The following is a 22688-nucleotide window of genomic DNA, read 5'->3' as shown; positions in this document are numbered from 1 at the left end:
CACAACACACATTATGAAAAAAATTATAACTACTTCTAAGGCTCCTGCTCCGATTGGTCCTTACAGCCAAGCTATTCTTAATGGTAATACACTTTATACTTCTGGACAAATAGCTATTAATCCAGAAACTGGAGATTTGGTAATGGACGATATTAAGACCGAAGCAGAACAGGTAATGCAAAACCTTAAAGGAATTCTAGATGAGGTTGATATGACTTTTGAACATGTAATAAAGACGACTATTTTTCTTAGTGATATGAATAACTTTTCGCAAGTGAATGAAGTTTATGGAAGCTATTTTAATGAAGATACTGCTCCAGCCAGAGAAACTGTAGCTGTTGCTGCGTTACCAAAATTTGTAAATGTAGAAATTTCGGTAATTGCGGTGAAATAATATACATTTCAAAAAATATATTAAAAGCTCAAGCAAAATTTGTTTGAGTTTTTTTATTTTTAAATATGACCGATTTCGAAATTACCTCTAATGATGAATTATCTAATCTTATTATAAGAAAAGGTATTAGCTCTTGGGTTCAACTAGTTCAATTTATCAAGAACCTCCCCTATGGCCGAAATGCCAATAGAATAGACTCTAAATTAGTTATCTTAGAACAAAAGGGTACTTGTAGTTCTAAACACGCATTATTGAAACGAGTAGCTAATTTAAATGGAAGAAATGATATAGATCTTATTATAGGTATTTATAAAATGAATAGAAAAAATACTCCCAATATTGGAAACATCCTTTTAGAAAATAACTTAAACTACATTCCTGAAGCTCACACCTATTTACGGTACAAAAATCAAACTATAGATGCGACATCTAGTATATCGGATTTTAACAAAATCGAAAATGACGTAATAGTTGAAAAAAATATAAAACCTCTTCAAGTTGGAGATTTTAAAATCCATTATCACCAAGAGTATATCAAATCTTGGATTATTGAAGAAGAATTAAATTTTTCATTTGATAAAATCTGGGGAATTAGAGAGCAATGTATCCGAAATTTATCCCAATAATCTATAGTCCCTTTAGTAACAACTGCGCAGTAGCAGGATTTGTAGCCAATGGAACGTCATACACATCGCATAACCTCATCAACATAAAAATATCAGGCTCATGAGGATGTTTTGCCAAAGGGTCTCTAAAGAAAATAACCATATCCACTCTTTTTTCTGCAACACCAGCGGCAATTTGTGCATCACCTCCAAGAGGACCGGATAATAATGCTTCTACATCAAAACCTGCGCGCTTTGCTTTCTCTCCAGTGGTACCCGTGGATATTAGCGATATATTTTTAGATTGTAAGATTTCTTGATGTTCATTCAGAAATTGAACCATTTCTGCCTTTTTACCATCATGTGCGATAATTGCGATTGTAATCATTATAATTATACTGAAAGGATATCCGAAATACGAAGGAGTTCTTTGTTTATGCTATGATCTTCTTTTAATCCTTCATCAAAATTAGTAGCCACTATCTTATTATTGAGTAAACCAACCATTACGTTTTGTTCTCCATCCAACAACAACTCAACTGCTTTAACACAAAGCCTACTTGCTAATGTTCTATCAAAGCAAGAAGGTGAACCTCCTCGTTGCATATGCCCCAAAACTGTAACTCTTACATCATAATCCGGCATATTTTCGGTTACATAGTCTGCAAGCTCATACACATTTTTACCAATTTTATCTCCTTCACAAACTACCACTATACTAGAAGATTTTCCCGATCTTTTACTTCTCTTTAACGATTCTAACATTCTATCTAACCCTAAATTTTCTTCAGGGATTAAGATTTCTTCTGCACCAGCGCCTACTCCACTATTTAATGCTATAAAACCAGCATCACGCCCCATTACTTCAATAAAAAATAATCGATCATGCGAACTTGCTGTATCTCTAATTTTATCTATGGCATCAACTACTGTATTTAAAGCTGTATCGTACCCTATGGTAAAATTAGTTCCTGCAATATCATTATCTATAGTACCTGGGACACCTATAACAGGAATTTCATGTTCTTCGCTAAAAATCTTTCCTCCTTTAAAAGTCCCATCTCCTCCTATCAATATCATTGCATCCACACCCGCTTTTTTAAGATTACCAGCTGCTTTTTTTCTTCCTTCGGGTGTTTTAAATTCTGCGGAGCGAGCAGATTTAAGAATGGTTCCTCCGGTACTGATAATATTACGAACACTTCGAGCATTCATCTCACAATAATCATTTTCTATCATTCCTTGATAGCCTCTATAAAAACCAATACATTTTACATTATAATAGGAGCAAGCACGAGCTACTGCTCTAATAGCAGCATTCATTCCAGGAGAATCTCCTCCTGATGTCATTACTCCAATAGTTTTAATTTGTTTAGCCATTTATTGTGTATAAATTATATGCGATTAATTGTTCTTATCTGTAAAATTAATAAATTCTGGTTTCTCTATATCAATAGTATCTTTTGTTTTTTGAGACAAAGAATCTTTTACTTTTTTAGACTTAAATACCTTATCCCATAGTTCTCCAAAATTATTAAAATCTACTGAGTAAGAAAGTCCCAATCCTTGTTTATAACCTTGAGATTCTCCTATATACTGAATTTCATTTTGTCGATTGAATATCTTTCCTTTTAAAGTTCCATCTTCATTAAAAAGGTATTCTACTTCTACATCACCCGTTACTACTGATTCACTTACACCACCAATTGGAACCCCTACTCTTCCATTGATTAATATTCTATTATTAATCTGAGTAGAAACTGTAACTCCGAATTGATCAGCAGCCTCTTGATCGACATTTCTATTTCCTTGAACATAATTTACACCCACTGTAAATTTATCATCATCTCCAGAAAAGATACCATTTACTAGTCCAGCTGCACGTTCTACCAAATTCCCTGTAATAAAGGTTGGATCTAAGTTTCCACTATAAAATTGTCCTTGTGTTACTAAGGACAGTGCTTGTAATTCTTTTGTCGCTTGATCTTCTAATTGATATTCTAACTCACTTTTTGCAACGGAACTTAAATTAGGCAATTCTATATTAAAATTAAGATCAGGTTGTATTAATTCTCCATTAAGATCTACTACTACCTCTACTGGTATTTTACGATTGATGGTTGCATTTTCTAATAATACTGCTGGATTCGCTTCGGTTTTATATACTGCACTAAGATTAAGTTTAGCTCGTGTTGGGCTACCATCCCAGTTTATACTACCTCCAGATCTTACCGTAAAATCTTTACCAACTAAAGCTCCATATCTAAAATTATAACTTCCTTCATAAGCCACAAAATCCCCCCACATATTAAACTTTCCATTTGTATTAATTTCTATAAGTAAGGTTCCAGCTCCTCTTCCTTTAAGGGAGCTTCCTGTTTTTTTATCGACAACAACTTCTACTAAAGCATTATTATTAACATCAAGATCAAAATTAAGTTCTAAACCTTTTATCTCTTCTAATATAATTTCTTTCCCGGCCAAACGTGCTTGTTTTTCTTCTGGGCTCAAGAAATGAATATATGAGTTATCTCCGATCGATTCGGATTCATTTAAGGGTATTTTAAATATCGTTCCTTCTTCTGTGGTTGCATTTACATTAATGACCAAACCATCCGTAGGACCTTCAATAGTTGCATCTCCACTAATAAAACCAGTTCCGTAATACAAAGACTCTTCATCCTCTTCGGTATCCAAGACCAATAATCGTTCACTAGCATTTAATGTAAGACCCAAATCCCACTTAGAAAAACGCTGATGGCCAATATATCCTCCTAAAATACCTTTGGTACCATATTTAGTATCTGTAATAGAAACATCATCAAAATTAAAACGTTGCTTACTTAACACTACCCTAGAGTCATTATCAAAATCAAGATCGACATTTAAATATGGTACTTTTAAACCTGCTTTATTAAGCTTTAATAAACCATCAATCGATGGGTTCACATAATCACCAGTAACCTTAGCACTACCGCTTACGAAACCTCTAAGATCAGATATTACAATCCCTCCTAATTGACTAAACCCAGACATATTAAATCGTTCTAAGTCTACATCTATATTCATATCTGGATTCTTACCAGAAACATCGATGGATCCAATTGCAGAAAGTGTTTTTACTTTTTCTTCATTTACCAATCTTGTATTTACAGAAAACTCAGTTAAGGACTCATTTCCAGAAGCATTCATTCGTAGTTCACCTAAATTTGAATCATTTACTGATAACTCATCAATTATTACAGTAGAGCTCGGAAAATACACTCCTTTATCTTGAAACACCTTAAGCTCTCCATCTACGATTCCTGATAATTTCAAATTTTCTATATAAGGTGTAATTTTATTAAGATCTACATCTTTAAAAGTAGCTTTAATATCCTTATTATCCTTACCGGTAACAGTTCCTGAAACATTTATCTCCTCATCTTCATGACTTAACCGAATAGCTTTAATATCTATATTCTGAAAATTATTATCAAAAATTATTTTGTTACTACTTTTACTCTTATTTCGATTAGCATACCAAGTATACCCCTTAAAGGTAAAATCGGATTTCTTAAATCCTAAAACCGAATTATTATCTTCGTTTATAGTATGATAAAATTCTAAGTTATAATTATCCACATTATTTTTACCTCCTTTAAATTCTGAACGCATAAATAATGTATCGTTAAGTGTTACATTAATCAAACTAAACTTAGACACATCATAATATTTAGTATCTATACTATCGATAGCTACATATGTATTAAATAACGGGTTTTTATTATCTACCTGAATATCCACTTCTTTCATTAAATTATCAAACGCCTTAATGGATGGCGACTTAAATGTTAATTTAAATTCGGAATCATTGCTTTCTACTTTTCCTTTTATAGAGGTGTTGGGAGCAAATTCAATTTCTGGAAAAAAGACATCTACAATCTTATTATAAATTTTAAAATTGAATTCCATAAATTCATTGTCTGTAATCTCTGTAGGCTCAAAATTAGCATATAGACTTCCAATAGAATTTCTGAATAGATCATATACATTTTCAAATCTAAATATTCCTTTTACGTTACCTTCAATAATATCAGGACTATTTACGGTAATTGTCCGTACATTTTTATCATCAAAGCTTGAAGTAATATCAAAATCATCAAAGTAATAACTGGCATTTTGATTTTTATATAATGTCTTCTCAAAAGAAATGGTACCAAAGGCATCATTAATACCCGTTCCTTTCATTTTCATTTTTACATCTCCATTGAAAACGGAAATACTATCTCTAGTAAAAAAATTTAAACGATGTAAATCGATGTGATCCACATTGGCCGTAAAATCATAATTATTAATTTCTTTAGATATATCCGCTACACCATTAAAACTAAATTTCATATTTGGATCATCAGAAACTAATTTTCCATCAAAAACAGGGTCTTTTAAGTTACCAAATACATTTAAATCGGTATATGTATATCCATTAAATTCGAATTTCCTAATATCTCCTTCTAGCTTGGTATCAAGATTATCTAATGTAAAACCTCTTCCATCTACATGTATATCGAATGCTGCATTTCCAAGATTTTTCTTACTTAGTAATTGACCTACATTAAAATTATTAGAAATTACATTTCCGTTGTACGTTGCATTTTTTACATCATCTAAATCACCTAATAAAACGAAGGCTTTAATTTTTCCTAACTGAGAAAAGAAGTCCATATCAACATCAACATCTTTAATCGTTACTATTGTTTGTCCAACTCCCTTTACACTTCCTAATTGATAAAGTTGTTTTGGTAATGATTCTCCCAAGATGTTAGGTAGTAAATTGACCAAGTCATAATAATTAGTTGTCAAATTCTTTAGATCACCATCCAATCTAAACTTAGAAACATTTGTTACCGCATTTCTAATTCTAATATCTCCTTGGATGATAGACCGATCTAATCCTGAAATATCGGAATCTAATATTTCAAAATCATTTAGCGTACCTTTTAGTTTGGTGTTTTTTAAAATCAAATCTTCATCTTTACCAAACTCTTTATAAAAAGGAATTAAATCATTAGTAGAAACAGTAGCTTTATTAAAATTAGCCGAGATATTAACGCTGTTTTCGAAATCAACCAATCCACCCCGTTCATATGAGAACACTATATCTCCCTCAACTTTAGAATCCATGGTTTCTAATAACAAATCTCGAAAATTCATTTCTGTTGGAGTAATAGAAAACCCTGTTTTTAAATTAGAAACATTTAATCCTCTATGATCTTTAAATGATAATAAATCTGTAGTTATATAAAAATCCTCTCCGTCTACTTTTAAACTTTCTGCGTCCAACAAAATATCCCTTATCACCACAATTTTTGGAGAACTAAGATTTTCATCGATGTAACTAAATTTACTATTCTCCATAGTCACATTTCCTGTAGTGAGTAAAAACTTAGTATTAGAAGTGGAAGTCTTACCTGTATTAAATTTTCTAATAAAAGTCATGAGGTTGTCGCTACGCTCACCTTTATACATTTTCATTCTAAAGGTTAAATCGTCAATAGAAACACTTCCTAATTCTGGTTGACCTTTGGAAATCTCTCTTATATTCAGAATTGAGGTGGCAATATTTTTAGCATATATCAACGTATCCTGATGATGATCTTTTACAAAAACTTCTTTTAAATTAACATCACCTGAATAAGTCAAGCCTACTCTACCAACATTAATATCTACATCATACTCATCATTAAGATAATTGGTGATTTTTTTGCCTAAAAAAGTTTGAACTGCAGGAATAGAAAATAGTATCACTAATAGCACAAATAGCGAAATAAGGATAAGGAATATCCTTTTCAATATTTTCCCGAATTTTTTGATACGTTTTATTGTTTTAACTTTGCTGACAATATTAACAATTTCTATGCCCTTTTCCTCATAATGAGCTCACAAAATGTATACATCCTAGGTATTGAGTCTTCTTGCGATGACACCTCTGCTTCTATATTATGCAACGGTCGCGTGCTATCAAATGTTGTAGCATCACAAAAAATTCACGAACAATATGGTGGTGTTGTCCCAGAATTAGCTTCTAGAGCACATCAACAAAACATTGTTCCTGTTGTTGATCAGGCCATAAAACAAGCGAACATCAATAAATCCGATCTTAGTGCAATTGCTTTTACCAGAGGTCCTGGATTAATGGGATCATTATTGGTAGGCACTTCTTTCGCTAAGTCATTAGCACTTTCGTTAGAAATTCCACTAATTGATGTTAATCATATGCAAGCTCATATATTAGCACATTTTATTGATGAAGAGGATTTTGATAAACCAGAGTTCCCATTTCTTGCTTTAACTATTAGTGGAGGGCACACACAGATTGTAAAAGTTACTGATCATTTTGATATGGAAATTATTGGTGAAACAATCGATGATGCAGTTGGAGAAGCTTTTGATAAAAGTGCAAAAATATTAGGACTTCCTTATCCAGGTGGCCCTTTAATTGATAAAAACGCGCAATCTGGAAATCCAAAAGCGTTTCCTTTTACAAAACCTAGAGTCGATGGTCTAAACTTTAGTTTTAGCGGTCTCAAAACTGCTGTATTATACTTTGTTCAAAAACAAGTTAAAGAGAACCCTGATTTCATAAAAGAGAATCTTGAAGATGTTTGTGCTTCAATTCAGTATACAATTATTAATATTCTTATTGACAAATTAAAGAAAGCTTCTAAGGAAACAGGAATAAAAGCTATTGCCATTGGCGGAGGAGTTTCTGCGAACTCTGGAATACGAAAAGCATTAAAAGAAGGTGAACATAAATACGGATGGAAAACTTTTGTCCCAAAATTTGAATACACTACAGACAATGCAGCCATGATCGGTATTGTCGGTTATCTAAAATATTTAAAAAAGGATTTTACTGATATGAGTATTGTTGCTAAAGCCCGAATTAAGTTTTAATTTTTCACTTATGCAGTTATTCTATAATAAGGATATTACAGAAACCACTCAAGAATTTCAATTTTCGAGAGAAGAAAGCAAACACATAACTAAAGTTTTACGAAAAAAAGAAGGTGATTTAGTACAAATTACCAATGGGTTAGGTCTATTATGTAAAGGAATTATTACATTTTCAAGCCCTAATAAATGTATTATCCAATTAGAAGAAAGACATCATCAACCGTCTAAGGATTATAGATTACATCTTGCAGTTGCTCCTACTAAAATGAATGATCGCTATGAATGGTTTTTAGAAAAAGCTACAGAAATTGGTATTGATGAAATTACTCCAATTATTTGTGATCACAGTGAACGAAAAATAATCAAACCCGAACGATTTGAACGTATATTACAAAGTGCTATGAAACAATCACTTCAATCGTATCTACCAATACTAAATAAAGCTATTTCTTTTACCGAATTTTTAAAAAAAGATACTTCGGATCAGTTACTCATTGCACATTGTGAAGAAACTAAGAAACAATCTTTAAAGGATATTATTAAACCACAAAGTGCCACAACATTGGTAATAGGACCCGAAGGAGATTTTTCTACCAAAGAAATTGAAAACGCTTTAAAAACAGGGTTTATTCCAGTAACTTTAGGAAAAACAAGATTAAGAACAGAAACTGCTGCTATTGTTGCAACCCATAGTATCGCTTTCCTAAATTCATAGTTTAAATAATTAATATCTTTATAGAATCTAATAATCAAGATTATGAATGCAAAAATTAGAATATCTATCTGTGTTATTGTTTTTTTTGCAAGTTGTTCATCGAATGACAATTCTAGCACAAGTTCTGAATCTCCTGATCCCTCGCTCAATACAATTAGCAGTTTAGAATATATAGATGAAATAATAATAACCAATGACCCTATTGGAGATGTTCCAACAGGAGGCTTTTCTGGTATTGATTACAAAAACGATACTTGGTATATAATAAGTGACGGATCAAACCCTATCAGATATTACACAGCTGACATTGCCTTTAACCAAGAAGGTTTTTCAAATGCATCTATTAGTTCACTAATAGAAATTAAGGATGAAACAGGAAATACTATTCCAGAAAATCAAATGGATCCTGAAGCTATTCGATTTGATATTAACACAGGTAATATTATATATAACAGTGAAGGTTCTATTAGTAACAATGTTGATCCTGCCTTATTAGAAATAGCACCTAATGGTACTCAATTGCGCAGTTTCGCATTACCTGAAAATTTAGATGCTAATACAACAACTGATCAATCCGGTCCACGACATAATGGTGCATTAGAATCATTATGTATTAGTTTTGATTCTGATGCTTATTGGGTTGGTATGGAACTTCCATTAATTGAGGATGGACCAGAACCAACTACTACAGAAACAGAGTCTCCAGTTCGTATTACTCGAATTAATAAAACAAATGGCACATCAGAAAGACAGTTTATATATGAGCTGGATGCTGTTGATCGCGAACCTGCTTTAGGAACAACATTTAGTATTAACGGACTGGTTGAAATTTTAGAATATGATGAAAATCAATTTCTTTTTCTAGAAAGATCTTTTTCTTCAGGATATTTGGATGGAGGTAACACTATAAAAATTTATAATGTTGATGCTACCAATGCAAGCAATACACTAAACACTAGCTCTATTTCATCAGAAACAGTAATCAAAGCTGCTAAAACACTTTTGTTTGAATTTAACAGTATCCGTAGTGAATTGACTAATAATACTGTGGATAATATTGAAGGAATAACTTTTGGCCCTCTATTTTCTGATGGAAGTAAATCTCTGATTGTTATTTCTGATAACAATTTCAATGCCTTTTTACCGCAACTAAATCAGGTAATCCTTTTTAAAATAATTCCTTAATAACATAAACTTAAAATGTTTTTACTTTTAACTATCAGTATTCAATAGTAGTGTTAAGTTATAATTAAGAATGCATAGTTTGTTCCAAACGATGGTTTTACGATACTCATTTCTTTGTATATTGCTAAACTATTTTCACTCAATTATAATTACTATTATGAAAAAACTTTATTTTTTATTTTTTACTATTACTCTTTCTTTAGCTTCCTATGGGCAAACTCCTATAATTACGGCTATAGTTGATGGAGATTGTTCTGGAGGACTCCCTAAACTTTTAGAAATTTATGCTGATGGAACGGTAGATTTCTCATTATACTCATTAGAAAATCAAACTAATGCTGCTACAGCCTGGGGGAATACTCAAGACCTTTCTGCATTAGGAACAGTTACAGACGGTTTTGTATATATATCTACTTCAGGTAGTATTGATGGAACTAATGGTAACCCTAGCTACCTTGGAACCGAATTTCCATCTCTAAATCTTAGTACTGTTTTGGCTTCTAATACTATGAATCTTAATGGGGACGATAGAGTTAGAATTATATTAAATAGTTCTGGCGCTACGGTAGATCAGTACGGTGTAGATGGTGCGGATGGAACTGGTGCTACTTGGGAATATACAGATTCTTATGCTAAACGAGTTGATGGAACCGGACCTGATGCTGGTTTTACAGAAGTAAACTGGACGATACCAGGAGTAAGATCATTAAATAATCTTGGAACTTGTCAAAGCGGCACAGATACTTTTGAAACGCTTATAGGTGGTATCGGTACATATACAACCACTGTCTCTACAACACCTTCAATAAATGTAAGTGGTGCGGTTTCTGGATTAGATTATTTTGAAGCGAATGGTCCTTCTAATGAGGGGACATTTACTGTATCTGGATTAAACCTTACTACCGATCTTACAGTAACGGCGCCAGCAAATTTTGAGGTTTCTCTTACTACAGGAAGTGGTTTTGCTTCTTCTGTTGCTATAACTCCTGCAATGGGTACAATCGCCACTACTACTATTTATACTAGATTAGTAGCCGGGTTAACTTCTAACTCTTACACTGGTGATGCCACAGTTTCTTCTACTGGAGCGACAGATCAAACAGTAATGTTAAGTGGAACTGTTTCTCCAGCTGATCCCCAATTCACTGTATCTGGTTTTATTGGAGACTTTTCATATTTCGAAGGATCTGGTCCATCTACTGAAGATAGCTTTAATGTAGAAGGTTTATTTCTTACTGGAGATATAACAATAACTGCTCCTACTAATTTTGAAGTATCTCTTACTACAGGAACTGGCTTTGGTTCTTCTGTTAGTATAGCGCCAACCACAGGAACTGTAAATAGTACTGAAATTTTTGTGCGAATGACAGCTGGATTAACGGTAAATTCTTATAGTGGAGACATTACAGTATCATCTCCAGGTGTAACGGATGAAACAATTTCTCTAAATGGAACGGTTTCTCCTGTCGCAGTTTGTGCAAATGTTGGTGATATTATAATTACTGAAATCATGCAAAACCCTTCTGCCGCTGGGAATGATCCTAATGGGGAATATTTTGAAGTATACAATACAACCGGAAGTGCAATTGATATACAAAGCTGGATTATTAAAGATGATAATCAAGCTGGTGAAACTCATGTTATCGGATCTTCGTTAATTGTACCTCCAATGGGATACGTTTTGATTGCAAATGCAGCGACTCCAAATGGAGGAATTACTCCTGACTATACATATGCAAATGACATTTCTTTAGGAAACAGTACAGATGGTATTATTATAGAATGTGGTTCTACGGTTATTGATCAGGTAATATGGGATAATGGAGCTACTTTCCCTGATCCTACAGGAGCTAGTATGGAATTGTCAATCAATGACCTAAATAGCGCTGCTAATGATGATGGAGCTAACTGGGCAGAGGCGGTTACAGCTTTTGGTAGTGGTGACCTCGGTACACCAGGTGATGCTAATGATAATGCTAGTACTTTATCTATTGATGATTTTGATGAAAAGTTAGAAAACTTTAATATGTTTCCTAATCCAACAAATACAGGTTTTGTTAATATCACAACTACATCAAATTCAGCTATTACTGTTAGCGTATTTGATATGTTAGGTAAGCAAGTTATTTCTGAAACTTTAAATAACAATCTTCTTAACGTATCTAATCTCAATGCTGGCATTTATCTAATTAGATTGGATCAAACCAGTGGTTCAGTTACGAAAAAGCTTGTGATAGAATAGTATAATACATATAACTGATATAATATAAAGGGCATTATCCGAATAGATAATGCCCTTCATATTTTTAAACTTTATTTAATAAAACCAATACTAATCATAATATATCCATATATTTTCCTCTCTATATTCTCCATAGTTCTCTTCTAGATCTACCGTTACCAAATTTAGAGCTCCATCTATTTTATAACTACCTGATACAGTAATTTTTTCACCTAATAATTCTTCCCAGAAACTTATATTACCTCTAACATTCATAGAGTTTTCACAAACCTTAATAAGAGTTGCTCCACTTTCTAAATGAGTTCTTATCCAAGGATCATAGACTTTATTGTTCTTCTTTAAGTCTATATAATCTTTCATCAATAATTTTGGATGATTATGTTTTAAAATTGGTCGTATCGGAATTATGAGTTTCTCTAACCCAAGACTCTTTCTAACTTCTTTTCCTTTAGATATTAATAACTTACTATACCCTCTATCCTGATGTTTCTTTGTTACAATAATCTGTAAACCTCCTAAAATATTAGGTTTTATATTGTTCTCAAAATCTGAAATTCCTTTTTTTAGAAGCCAATCCCATCCTTCTTTAGGCAAATCACTTACTATTTTATCCCAAAATATTGGTAGCGCATTCATAAAACCTAAAAGATCATTATTAGAATTAACCATGAAAACCTGAGTGTGAGGAAAATAATTTTCCAACCTACTCCAATACTCTTCCGTAACCCTAGATCTTAAAATAATTTCCGGAAAGGCTTCGGTGACAGCATATTTATATTGCTTTATAAGAGAACTATCTAAATCAGAATACTTGAGGTATTTTATCAAATTTAATTATTGTAAATTTATATTGTTTTAATTACTATTCATTCACCATATACATTAAAAAAGTCCATCCCCTTCCATATATATTCAGCTTATTATTTTCCTAATTAATTTTATAGTATAATTATATGCTGCTAATACATCGTATTTGGATTCGCGGATTTTTTTGGAATCTGTTGTATCGCATCCCAGTGTTCGCATATTTTTCCCTGCTGATCAAAACGAAAAAAGTCCATGGTTACATATTCATCATTTCCCGGCCAAGTTTGATGGGTATGAAGCGATACTAGATTTCCTTCAGCAATGCATCTTAAAAACTCTATGGATTTATTAGGATATTCTTGTTGCATTCTTTCAAAATAGGATATAAACCCTTCTGTTCCATCAGCTACATCTGGGTTATGTTGAATATATTCATTTCCAATATATTTCTCCACAGCTTCTTTAGGTTTACCCTCATATGCCATTTTATAAAAAGCGATAGCGTTCTTTTTATTTTCCTCTAGATTCATACTCTTTGATTATACTTATTCTTTAACAAAATCAATTACGATTTCTTTTCTTTAGCATCCTCTGCATAACTATCAATTATCTCTTCTAAAACATCTAAAGGAACTGCTCCATTTTTTAAAACTGCATTATGAAAATCTCTTAAATCGAATTTTTCTCCTAATTGTCGTTTTGCTTTCTCTCTTAGTTCTAATATTTTAAGCATTCCTATTTTATATGCACAAGCTTGACCAGGCCAAACTATATAACGCTCTATTTCTGTTGTAACTTCTGTAGTAGTCATTCCTGTATTTTGTACCATATAATCAATTGCTTGTTCCCTAGTCCATTTTTTATGATGAATACCCGTATCTACTACTAGGCGAACAGCTCTAAACATTTCTGCTTGCAATCTCCCCAAGTTTCCGAAAGGATCATTTTCATAAAAACCTAATTCCCAAGCTAGTTGTTCTGAATATAATGCCCAACCTTCAATATATGACGTAAAAAGACCTATAGTTCTAAAGATAGGAACTCCTTCTAATTCTGATTGAATTGCTATTTGAAAATGATGACCTGGTATTCCTTCATGATACGCTAACGTTTTCATTCCGAACTTAACAGATTCATGGACATTTCTAAGATTTGCATAAAACACACCTCCACGAGAACCATCCATAGCTGGTCTTGTATAATAGGCTCCAGCGGATCCTTCTTCCTTAAATTCTGGAACTCTCTTAACTTCTAAGCCTGCTTTTGGTCTAACATCAAAAGCATCATCCAAACCTGCGCTGATTTCTGATAGTATCCGATCATACTCATCTATCACCATTTTTCTTCCATCATCATTATTGGGAAAAAGAAAACGTTCTTCCTTATTCAATTCCTGTATGATAGCGCCTAACGTTTTTGTGGAATCCTTATACCCTTCTGCAGATAGGATTTCTTGCATTTCATTTTTTATCCTAGCTACTTCGGACAATCCAATATTATGTACCTCTTCTGGATCTAGATCTGTAGTAGTTCTTTGCTTTAACTGATATCGATAAAAAGCTTCTCCGTTTGGTAGTTTCCAAACTCCATCATCTGTAGTAGCTTTCTTTTTTAATTCTTCAAAATATGTGACAAGCTTCTTATACGCACCAAAAACATTGGTTAATATTGTTTCTTCTACCTGTTTCTTTAACGTATCTTTTTCTTCTTCAGATAATTCTTCTACTTCATCTATTTTGGTCTCAAAATTAGTATAAAGAATATTTGATTTTACTGCAGAGTCTTCATTTGAATTTACTCCAATAAAACCGTTCATTTCATCAATTACACGATCCATTACAAACTTAGGAGGTATAATTCCCTTATCTTCTCTTATTTTAAGATTCTCTATTAATTGTTCAAACTTAGTTTCGAATTTAGTCAAGCGAGTAATATAAGCTTCTGCATCACTTTTATCTCTAAGTTTATGCGAGTTCTCCATAAGACTTGGTAAAGAACTTTGTACTCCTCCCATTTGATTTACTGGATAATCATGATAAAAGAACTCTTCACCTTCCTTTAAACCTTCTAAATAATAACCTAATATTTTAGTATTTAGTTTGTTTGCGTCGGATTGATTCTCAAAATTATAACTCTGTAAAGTTTCATAATCTTCTTTCATTTTATTAAAAGATTCCCACTGTTTTTTATCAGAGATATCGTCTAACTCATCTTTTGACCAATCATAGATTACGGGAATTCCCATCGAAGTTGTTAATTCAGGGCTTTCTAAAGCTAATTCTACAAAGACTTTGTCATAAAAATGATTTATATTAAATGGTTTAAACCAGATAAGATTAACTAACCAGAGTATGCCTAAAACTAAAATGATTAATAAGGTTCTAGAGGTCCAAAATTTCCAAGTGCGTTTCTTTGCCATGATGAGTGATTTATGTGAATTTGATTGATTGATATTCTATTATTAATGCTAAGGTAGTAAATGTTAGAGTAAGAAATTACCTGTTAATACAAACATTCAATATTTACTATACATCCTTTTCCGCGAGTGATTGGTAATGCTAATTAATTTATAAAATTTTACTTGATTTTACTAAGTAAAATTCTTGCTTCGATATTTTCTTTATCTAGAATTAACGCCTTTTCTAAAAACCCAATTGCCCTATCTTCTTCTTTCTCATAGAAATAACTTCTTCCTAACAAAAAGTTTAAATATGAGGATTCTATTTTTTTATCCAACAGTTCCTGAGCCAACGTAATAACTTCTAGTTCTCTCCCTAAACTACTAAGCATCTGTATCGCATTCTCCCAATCATTTATGTTAAATGAATCTGGTTTAATAATTGATTTCATTTCTGGATTATTTCGTAGAAAATAAAATGCAGGAATATTTACTGACCATTTTGGGTTTTCTGACAGCCCTTTTTTGATCCATTTGATAGCTTTGTCTTCATCGCCTAAAATAAAATTAGTTTTTGCAATTCGAGTATAAATACCATCCCATCCGTCAAGCATTGATTCAGCTTCTAATAATTTTCGTTTAGCTCTTTTTATATTTCCTTCTCTATGTGCATATAATGCTTGATTAAGCCTAATTCGTCCATAATGATAGTTCATTAATATTTGTAATTCTTTAATAGGTTTTTTAGAATTATCTACTCGCAAATCAATTTGGTTATACCACGCATTATCAGCTCCCTTTACAACAATTGCAGCAGATTGTTTTCCAGAAATTTGTCCGCCAGCATTTTGTCCAGCAATTAAGCTTTGTAAAAGTCGTTCTGCCAATGTTCCTTCAGTATTTTTAAATGCTTTAGACATTTGCGAAAGTACTTCTCTATCTAATTGATTACCTATAACTACAAAATTCTCACCTAACACCTCTGATGCTTCTCCATTCCAATACTTTAAGGATTCTCCTGTAAAAGCATACACATTTCCTTCTACATCCATACCAGATACTTGTCTATAGTGCGACCCTTTATCGTTCTCTTTAACCTCTAGAATAGCTTGTTTTATTGATTTACCAGCTTTTAAGTTTTTAAAACCTTCTATGGCGTACAGAGGTTCAGTTTCGGCAATAACTGAAAAAGCTCCGATCGCTGGGTCAATATAAACCGTAGAGTTTCCAACATATATATTATTGGTTGCAACAGCAATTCCATATTCTTTAGCTTTCTTGTCATAAGCTAGAATAGAAAAAGTAGCATTGATATTCTTATCAGTTAATAGACTTGGTAAATTTTGACTGTATCCGGATATAGCTAATAACACTATAAAAGCTAACAATGAGGTATCTCGAGTTTTCATTTGGCTGTTTTAAAACAGACGTTTACGAAACAACTTTGTTACAGTATACAGTAAAAGCTATAACATTCATTGTTATAGCTTTTAAATATTATGCTCGTAAATTATTAAATATTTATTCTAGCTGCACCAGTAGTCACCAATTTATTATCCTGAGTATATGCTATAACCGATAACTCATCTTTATCTCCTATCCAATCAGGAATTGACAAAGTAACACTATCAGAAATCTCATTAGCAACCAAACGACTAGCAACTATATTTGTGTTTTTTAAACTTCTATTTCGATTCTCTCCTCTACCAATCTCAGTGGTTCTCTCAGATACTACCAATGCAAATGTTACCTGATCAAATGAATCACCTTGGACTCCATAATCAATTTTTAGCGTATTAGTATCTCGTTCTACATTAGTAAATTTAATTACATTAGTTGTTTTTGATTTAGAATAATTACGTATTGCGGCCAACGCTTTGGAGCTATTAGATCCCGTGAAATGTTCGCTACCATTAACAACTAATTGAGGTGTGTATATAGATCTACTATTAAACTGTTGCGCATAATCTCTTTGATAATCACTAAACTCCTCTGTACTAAAAGGGTCTTTCCACCCTAATCGATTCCAATAATCCACATGATATGAAAGAACATAAACATTATCATTTTTATATTTTTCATTAATCACATCTAATAATTCATCTGCTGGTGGGCAACTGCTGCATCCCTGAGAAGTAAACAGTTCCATTACCACAATTGAGTTGTTATCGCTCTGTGCCTGAACCATTGTAGTAATTATGAGCGTTAATAGTATCAAAAGGTTTCTCTTCATCTTGTTTATTTTAGTACTTTTAGATTCTATTATTTAGACGATGATGACCAAAAAACTTACAAGTTTTCTTTTTCTAGTGGCATTCTCTGGAGTTGTTTTAGCACAGGATATTGCTGTATTACAATACAATGGAGGTGGTGACTGGTACAGTAACCCTACCGCATTACCGAATTTGATTAGTTTTTGTAATCAGAATATTCAAACCGGAATGAGTGCCAAACCTAAAACGGTAAAACCAGAAAGTGTTGATATTTACCAATATCCATATATACATATGACTGGTCACGGAAATGTTTTCTTTACGGAACAAGATGCAGAAAATTTACGAAATTATCTATTGAGTGGTGGATTTTTGCATATTGATGATAATTATGGAATGGAACGATATATTAGAAAAGAATTGATCAAAGTTTTTCCCGATCAAGAATTAGTAGAATTACCAGTATCACATCCGATATTTTCTGCTAAATATAAATTTCCACAAGGACTCCCTAAAATACACGAACACGATGGAGAAAGGCCTCAAGCATTGGGAATTACCTATGAAGGTAGACTTGTATTATTATTTACCTTTGAAAGTGATCTTGGTGATGGTTGGGAAAATCCAGAAATTCATAATGATTCAGAAGAAGTTCGCCAGAAAGCACTAAAAATGGGTGCTAATATTATCAAATATGCTTTTGAAAATTAATTAAATGCCAACGCAACTAACTCACGAAACCACAGTTTTTATCAAAAAACAATTTCCTATTACTTTGATCTGTGATAGCGTAAATTCTCCTGCTAATATCGGTAGTATTTTTAGAATTGCAGATAGTTTTGGTGTGGAACAAATTTACTTCTGTGGCCAAAACATAACTATTGTTAGTAAAAGAATGGAACGAACTGCAAGATCAACGCACAAAACAATTCCTTACCAACATCACGAGCATATTCTACCATTAATAGACAACTTAAAATTGAAAGGATACAAAGTTGTTGGTTTAGAAATTACAGAAAATAGTATACCGGTTTCTACAAAATTATTTTCGGCTGATGATAAAATTGCACTTGTTATTGGTGAAGAAAAACTAGGAATTTCTGAAGATGTACTAACAAAATTGATGAAAAGTATACATATCAATATGTATGGCACTAACAGTAGTATGAACGTTGCTACAGCTACGGGTATTGCACTATATGAAATCACAAAACAATTGATGATTGATGATCAATAGTTGTAAGTGATCTTATGGTTATCAATTAACTAAAGTTTGTTTAAAAATATAATTATGAATTCAAAAACAATCGCATATGGGATTCTAAGAGCCCTAGGAATCGTTGTCGGAGTAGTCATTTTACTTTGGTTTTTATATAAAATACAATCTATTCTTCTCTATGTTACTTTTGCTGCGGTAATTTCTTTAATGGGAAGACCACTTGTATTATTCCTAAAAAGACGATTAAAATTCAATAACTCACTTGCGGTAATATTTACACTTTTTATCACCATTGGTCTCTTTCTTAGTTTATTTCTTTTGTTTGTGCCTATCATTACAGAACAAGGACAATTGATTGGAGAAATTGATATAAATGAAGTTGGAGATGATTTAGATCGTTTAAACCAAGAAATCAGTGATTACTTTAATGTAGAAAAATTGAATTTTATAGAACTAATTAAACAAACTGATTTAATGGAATTCTTTGACTTAAAAGCGATTCCTGATGCTATCAACACTTTTTTAAGTGGTTTTGGCGCCTTATTAATTGGGTTGTTTTCTGTTCTATTTATTTCTTTTTTTCTATTAAAAGACAGTAAATTATTGGAAAAGAGTTTGATGGTTTTTGCCAAGAAAGAAGATGAAACTAGGTTTATGCGTGCGTTTAATAAAATCAAAGATTTATTATCTAGATACTTTGTTGGCTTACTACTACAAATATTTATACTATTCGTTTTATATACTATTTTATTATTGATTTTTGGAGTTCACAATGCTATTGCAGTTGCTTTAATTGCGGCTATTTTCAACTTAATACCTTACGTAGGCCCATTATTTGGTGGAGCTTTGGTATTAATCTTGGCCGCGACAAGTAATTTGGGATACGATTTTCAATCTGTTATTCTTCCTAAATTAACCTATATTTTAATAGGATATATCGTAATACAGCTAATTGATAATTTCTTAAATCAGCCTTTGATTTTCGGAAACAGTGTAAAATCACATCCTTTAGAGATTTTCCTTGCTATACTTATTTTTGGTGCATTATTTGGAATTGGAGGTCTAATTGTAGCTGTGCCTTTTTATACAGCTATTAAGGTAATTGCAAAAGAATTTTTATCTGAGTATAAAATTGTTAAGCAGTTAACTAAAGAATTGTAACGATTGAATAACAACTTACTACATAAGGAAGTACAGGATTTTATCTATAAAAAATCCAACGAACCAATAGATCTGACTAAGTTTATATTATCCGGTAGTCCTTATGATTCTATAAGCGTACAAGAATTAGCCCAGCAGATTAATGGTAGACAAAAGACAAAAGACAAGTTACCGTTATGGTATAAAACAAAGGGTATCTATTATCCTCCTACCCTTAATTTAGAACAAACTTCATCAGAAGTCACTGCACTTTATAAAAGCAATTTAGTTACCGGCAATAGCTTAATAGATCTTACTGGAGGTTTTGGAATCGATGACTATTATTTTTCTAAAAAGGTAAAGCAAGTTATTCATTGTGAATTAAATACAGATTTAAGCGAAATAGCAGCTCACAACTTTAGAGCTCTGAATGCTCACAATATAGAAACTCACTCTGGTGATGGGTTAGAAATTTTAAAAAAACTAGAGTTTGTAGATTGGATTTACATTGATCCATCTAGAAGACATAACAGCAAAGGAAAAGTATTTTTCTTAGAAGATTGTTTACCAGATGTTCCATCCAATTTAGACTTATTATTTTCTAAAAGTGATCGCATATTAATCAAAACATCTCCTCTACTCGATATTCATTCTGGATTAAAATCATTACAATTTGTAAAGGAAATTCATGTTATTGCGGTAAACAATGAAGTAAAAGAGTTGCTTTGGGTATTAGAGAAAAATATCGAAACTGACACCCAAATTAAAACTATACAAATCAATAATAATGAAAATCAGGTATTCGAATTTTCATTAAAAGAAGGAAATAATACTATACCCAAATTTTCTGATCCAAAAAAGTACGTGTATGAGCCTAATGCTGCCATTATGAAATCAGGAGGGTTTTATCATATTTCAAAAAGTTTTGACCTAGAAAAACTCCATCAACATTCGCATTTATATACTTCTGATAATCTTATTAATTTTCCTGGAAGATGTTTTGAAATAATTTCTGTGTTCCCCTATCAAAAAAAAATACTGAAGAAGGAAAAAATTACAAAAGCTAATATTACTACACGTAACTTTCCAGAAACTGTTTCCGAAATTCGTAAAAAATTTAAAATTAAAGATGGTGGAGACATCTATCTATTTTTCACAACGAATTGTAATGAAGAAAAAATAGTTTTAAAATGTAAAAAAGCATAAAATTTAGTCTAAACTAAAGCTCTGCATTACGCACAAATATTTGATTCTCTATTGCGTGAATTACCAAACCAGCAATATTCTTAGATCCTGTTTTTACTAATAAATTATTACGATGTCCTTCTACCGTTCGTGGGCTAATAAATAATTGTTCTGCAATTTCTGTAGTTGTTTTCTGCTCACATATCAACTTTAGGACTTCCCTTTCTCTGCTGGTCAAATACTCACTGTCTCTGGTCTGCTTTTTTGATTTTAAAGAAGCTTCTTCTAAAATGCTCATTACATTATCATCATAATAGAATCCTTTAATAGCGACTTGATTTATAGTATTTATAACTTCTGTGGGTGTAGCATTTTTGGCAAGGTAAGCAACAGCTCCTTGCTGTATCATATTAATGATAAAAGGCTTGCTATAATAACTTGTTAGCGCTATGATCTTAATTTCCGGGAATTTCTTTTTAACAATTTTAGTTGTTTCTACTCCATTAAGATCGGGCATTTTTAAATCCATCAAAATGACTTCTGGTAATTCTTTGGAAAGATTTAATTGTTTTACTAAATCATTTCCATTTTCTGCTTGTATGCAAATTTCTATATTATTCTCTTTATCCAGAATAAAAGTAATCCCTTGTCTAAATAATGTTTCATCATCAGCAATAGCCAATTTTATAATGTCTTTCTTCATTTCTTAGGTTTTTTTAGTGCTAATAGTAAACGTTGCTCCATTACCGACTTCACTCTGGTAAGAAAGTATCCCATTGAGTATTTCTACTCTACTTTCTATATTCTTAAGTCCAATTCCCTTGTTTATATTTATGGATTGTATATCAAATCCTTTCCCATCATCAGAGTATTCTATAATTAGTTCTTTATCGTCTTCATTAATATTTAAAACTACATTAGCTGCCTCACCGTGTCGAACTGAATTATTTAATAACTCCTGAATAATCCTGAAAATATGCAATTCATTGTTTTTAGAAAAAAAATCATGGTATACAACAGTGTAATTTACTTTTAATTTTTTGCTGCTGATAAATTCATCACAAAGTTCTTCTATTGCAGCTTGCAATCCAAAATTTTCTAAAATTGGAGGTAATAAATTATGTGCTAATCTTCTTGAACTTTCTAGAGTTTTTGTAGTAACTGATAATATATGTTGTAATGTTTGTTCCTGTTCTTCTTTATTTAATTTGCCATCTATTAAGACATTGGTACTAAGACTAACCACATTTAGTTTGGCACTAATAGCGTCATGCAAGTCCTGCGCAATACGTTTACGCTCTTCTTCTTGGGTTTCTATAGTCCCGTGTATCAAATCTCTTTGATAAGAAATCGCCATATTCGCTTTTTCTAGTTCTGCTGCAACTATTTTTTTACGGGAAAAGAAAAAGAAAAGCACTAATGATACTGCCATTAACAGTAATACCATAATAGCTATTAAAATAACCACTATAATTTGGGAATCTTCTTGTAGTAATTCTTTCTCCATTCAATAAAGATTAGGATTTGAAATAAAAAGTATAATATACGATTTGTATTAATCAATAAATAGTTCATTGACTCAGAAATATCCAAATTAAAAATCAAATTACCCGATGCAAATATTAAAGTACTGGAAATCAAATACAAAA

At 32.0% G+C, this 22688-nt stretch carries 20 protein-coding genes; 10 read left to right on the top strand and 10 right to left on the bottom strand.

The genetic code is table 11. The features are described from left to right. The first annotated feature begins 13 nt into the window (after positions 1 to 13). Both NMK29_RS06740 and NMK29_RS06735 read left to right on the top strand, forming a co-directional pair. Positions 14 to 394: a RidA family protein gene (locus NMK29_RS06740; protein ID WP_108803155.1), complete on the top strand. Its 381-nt coding sequence runs from the start codon at positions 14 to 16 to the stop codon at positions 392 to 394. A 65-nt stretch (positions 395 to 459) separates the two neighbouring features. After that, complete coding sequence (locus tag NMK29_RS06735; RefSeq protein ID WP_234424253.1) at positions 460 to 1020, top strand: hypothetical protein; 561 nt, start codon at positions 460 to 462, stop codon at positions 1018 to 1020. A gap of 1 nt (position 1021) precedes the next feature. On the opposite strand, the gene NMK29_RS06730 is transcribed toward NMK29_RS06735, so the two are convergent. From NMK29_RS06730 to NMK29_RS06720, 3 genes are read right to left on the bottom strand one after another with little or no spacing between them, the layout of a single operon-like run. Then, positions 1022 to 1384, bottom strand: a complete 363-nt coding sequence (locus NMK29_RS06730) for a methylglyoxal synthase (protein WP_108803185.1) — start codon at positions 1382 to 1384, stop codon at positions 1022 to 1024. 8 nt (positions 1385 to 1392) lie between these two features. Continuing rightward, positions 1393 to 2379, bottom strand: coding sequence for a 6-phosphofructokinase (gene pfkA, locus NMK29_RS06725; protein WP_108803154.1), 987 nt, complete (start codon positions 2377 to 2379; stop codon positions 1393 to 1395). 24 nt (positions 2380 to 2403) lie between these two features. Continuing rightward, positions 2404 to 6831 carry a translocation/assembly module TamB domain-containing protein gene (locus NMK29_RS06720; RefSeq protein ID WP_234424252.1) on the bottom strand — a complete coding sequence of 1476 codons (4428 nt, stop codon included), beginning with the start codon at positions 6829 to 6831 and terminating at the stop codon, positions 2404 to 2406. Positions 6832 to 6912: 81 nt separating this feature from the next. Here NMK29_RS06720 and tsaD point away from each other — a divergent pair, with 81 nt between their 5' ends. The 4 genes from tsaD to NMK29_RS06700 all read left to right on the top strand — a co-directional run bounded on the left by tsaD (position 6913) and on the right by NMK29_RS06700 (position 12077). Next, positions 6913 to 7935, top strand: a complete 1023-nt coding sequence (gene tsaD, locus NMK29_RS06715) for a tRNA (adenosine(37)-N6)-threonylcarbamoyltransferase complex transferase subunit TsaD (RefSeq protein WP_108803153.1) — start codon at positions 6913 to 6915, stop codon at positions 7933 to 7935. Between the two features lie 10 nt (positions 7936 to 7945). Continuing rightward, on the top strand, positions 7946 to 8650 hold the full coding sequence (locus NMK29_RS06710; protein ID WP_108803152.1) for a 16S rRNA (uracil(1498)-N(3))-methyltransferase: 705 nt from the start codon (positions 7946 to 7948) through the stop codon (positions 8648 to 8650). Between the two features lie 42 nt (positions 8651 to 8692). Then, a complete protein-coding gene (locus NMK29_RS06705) occupies positions 8693 to 9835 on the top strand; it encodes an esterase-like activity of phytase family protein (protein ID WP_108803151.1) in 1143 nt (380 codons plus the stop codon). 157 nt (positions 9836 to 9992) lie between these two features. After that, positions 9993 to 12077: a T9SS type A sorting domain-containing protein gene (locus NMK29_RS06700; protein ID WP_159092190.1), complete on the top strand. Its 2085-nt coding sequence runs from the start codon at positions 9993 to 9995 to the stop codon at positions 12075 to 12077. Between the two features lie 90 nt (positions 12078 to 12167). On the opposite strand, the gene NMK29_RS06695 is transcribed toward NMK29_RS06700, so the two are convergent. The 5 genes from NMK29_RS06695 to NMK29_RS06675 form a co-directional block, all read right to left on the bottom strand. Beyond that, complete coding sequence (locus NMK29_RS06695) at positions 12168 to 12905, bottom strand: N-acetyltransferase (RefSeq protein ID WP_108803149.1); 738 nt, start codon at positions 12903 to 12905, stop codon at positions 12168 to 12170. Between the two features lie 131 nt (positions 12906 to 13036). Next, positions 13037 to 13414: an ester cyclase gene (locus NMK29_RS06690; RefSeq protein WP_108803148.1), complete on the bottom strand. Its 378-nt coding sequence runs from the start codon at positions 13412 to 13414 to the stop codon at positions 13037 to 13039. Between the two features lie 35 nt (positions 13415 to 13449). Continuing rightward, complete coding sequence (locus NMK29_RS06685) at positions 13450 to 15303, bottom strand: DUF885 family protein (RefSeq protein WP_108803147.1); 1854 nt, start codon at positions 15301 to 15303, stop codon at positions 13450 to 13452. Between the two features lie 158 nt (positions 15304 to 15461). Next, on the bottom strand, positions 15462 to 16691 hold the full coding sequence (locus tag NMK29_RS06680; protein ID WP_108803146.1) for a DUF1028 domain-containing protein: 1230 nt from the start codon (positions 16689 to 16691) through the stop codon (positions 15462 to 15464). Positions 16692 to 16795: 104 nt separating this feature from the next. Further along, on the bottom strand, positions 16796 to 17515 hold the full coding sequence (locus NMK29_RS06675; RefSeq protein WP_108803145.1) for a thioredoxin family protein: 720 nt from the start codon (positions 17513 to 17515) through the stop codon (positions 16796 to 16798). 43 nt (positions 17516 to 17558) lie between these two features. Between NMK29_RS06675 and NMK29_RS06670 the strand changes: the two genes are divergently transcribed. From NMK29_RS06670 to NMK29_RS06655, 4 genes are read left to right on the top strand one after another with little or no spacing between them, the layout of a single operon-like run. Further along, entirely contained in the window at positions 17559 to 18206 is a 648-nt protein-coding gene (locus NMK29_RS06670) for a DUF4159 domain-containing protein (protein WP_108803144.1), read from the top strand. Positions 18207 to 18210: 4 nt separating this feature from the next. Beyond that, positions 18211 to 18732 carry a TrmH family RNA methyltransferase gene (locus NMK29_RS06665; RefSeq protein WP_108803143.1) on the top strand — a complete coding sequence of 174 codons (522 nt, stop codon included), beginning with the start codon at positions 18211 to 18213 and terminating at the stop codon, positions 18730 to 18732. A gap of 54 nt (positions 18733 to 18786) precedes the next feature. After that, positions 18787 to 19875 (top strand): AI-2E family transporter, encoded by a 1089-nt coding sequence (locus tag NMK29_RS06660; protein ID WP_108803142.1) that lies wholly within the window; start codon positions 18787 to 18789, stop codon positions 19873 to 19875. 3 nt (positions 19876 to 19878) lie between these two features. Further along, positions 19879 to 21060 carry an SAM-dependent methyltransferase gene (locus tag NMK29_RS06655; RefSeq protein WP_108803141.1) on the top strand — a complete coding sequence of 394 codons (1182 nt, stop codon included), beginning with the start codon at positions 19879 to 19881 and terminating at the stop codon, positions 21058 to 21060. Positions 21061 to 21073: 13 nt separating this feature from the next. Here the strand turns inward: NMK29_RS06655 and NMK29_RS06650 are convergent, their stop codons facing one another. Then, positions 21074 to 21742, bottom strand: a complete 669-nt coding sequence (locus tag NMK29_RS06650; RefSeq protein WP_108803140.1) for a response regulator — start codon at positions 21740 to 21742, stop codon at positions 21074 to 21076. Positions 21743 to 21745: 3 nt separating this feature from the next. Further along, positions 21746 to 22546, bottom strand: coding sequence for a sensor histidine kinase (locus NMK29_RS06645; protein ID WP_108803139.1), 801 nt, complete (start codon positions 22544 to 22546; stop codon positions 21746 to 21748). Between the last annotated feature and the right edge of the window lie 142 nt (positions 22547 to 22688).

Origin of the sequence: Aquimarina sp. Aq107 (assembly GCF_943733665.1) — a bacterium.
Taxonomy (GTDB): Bacteria; Bacteroidota; Bacteroidia; order Flavobacteriales; family Flavobacteriaceae; genus Aquimarina.
This window is presented reverse-complemented; position numbering and strand designations above follow the sequence as displayed.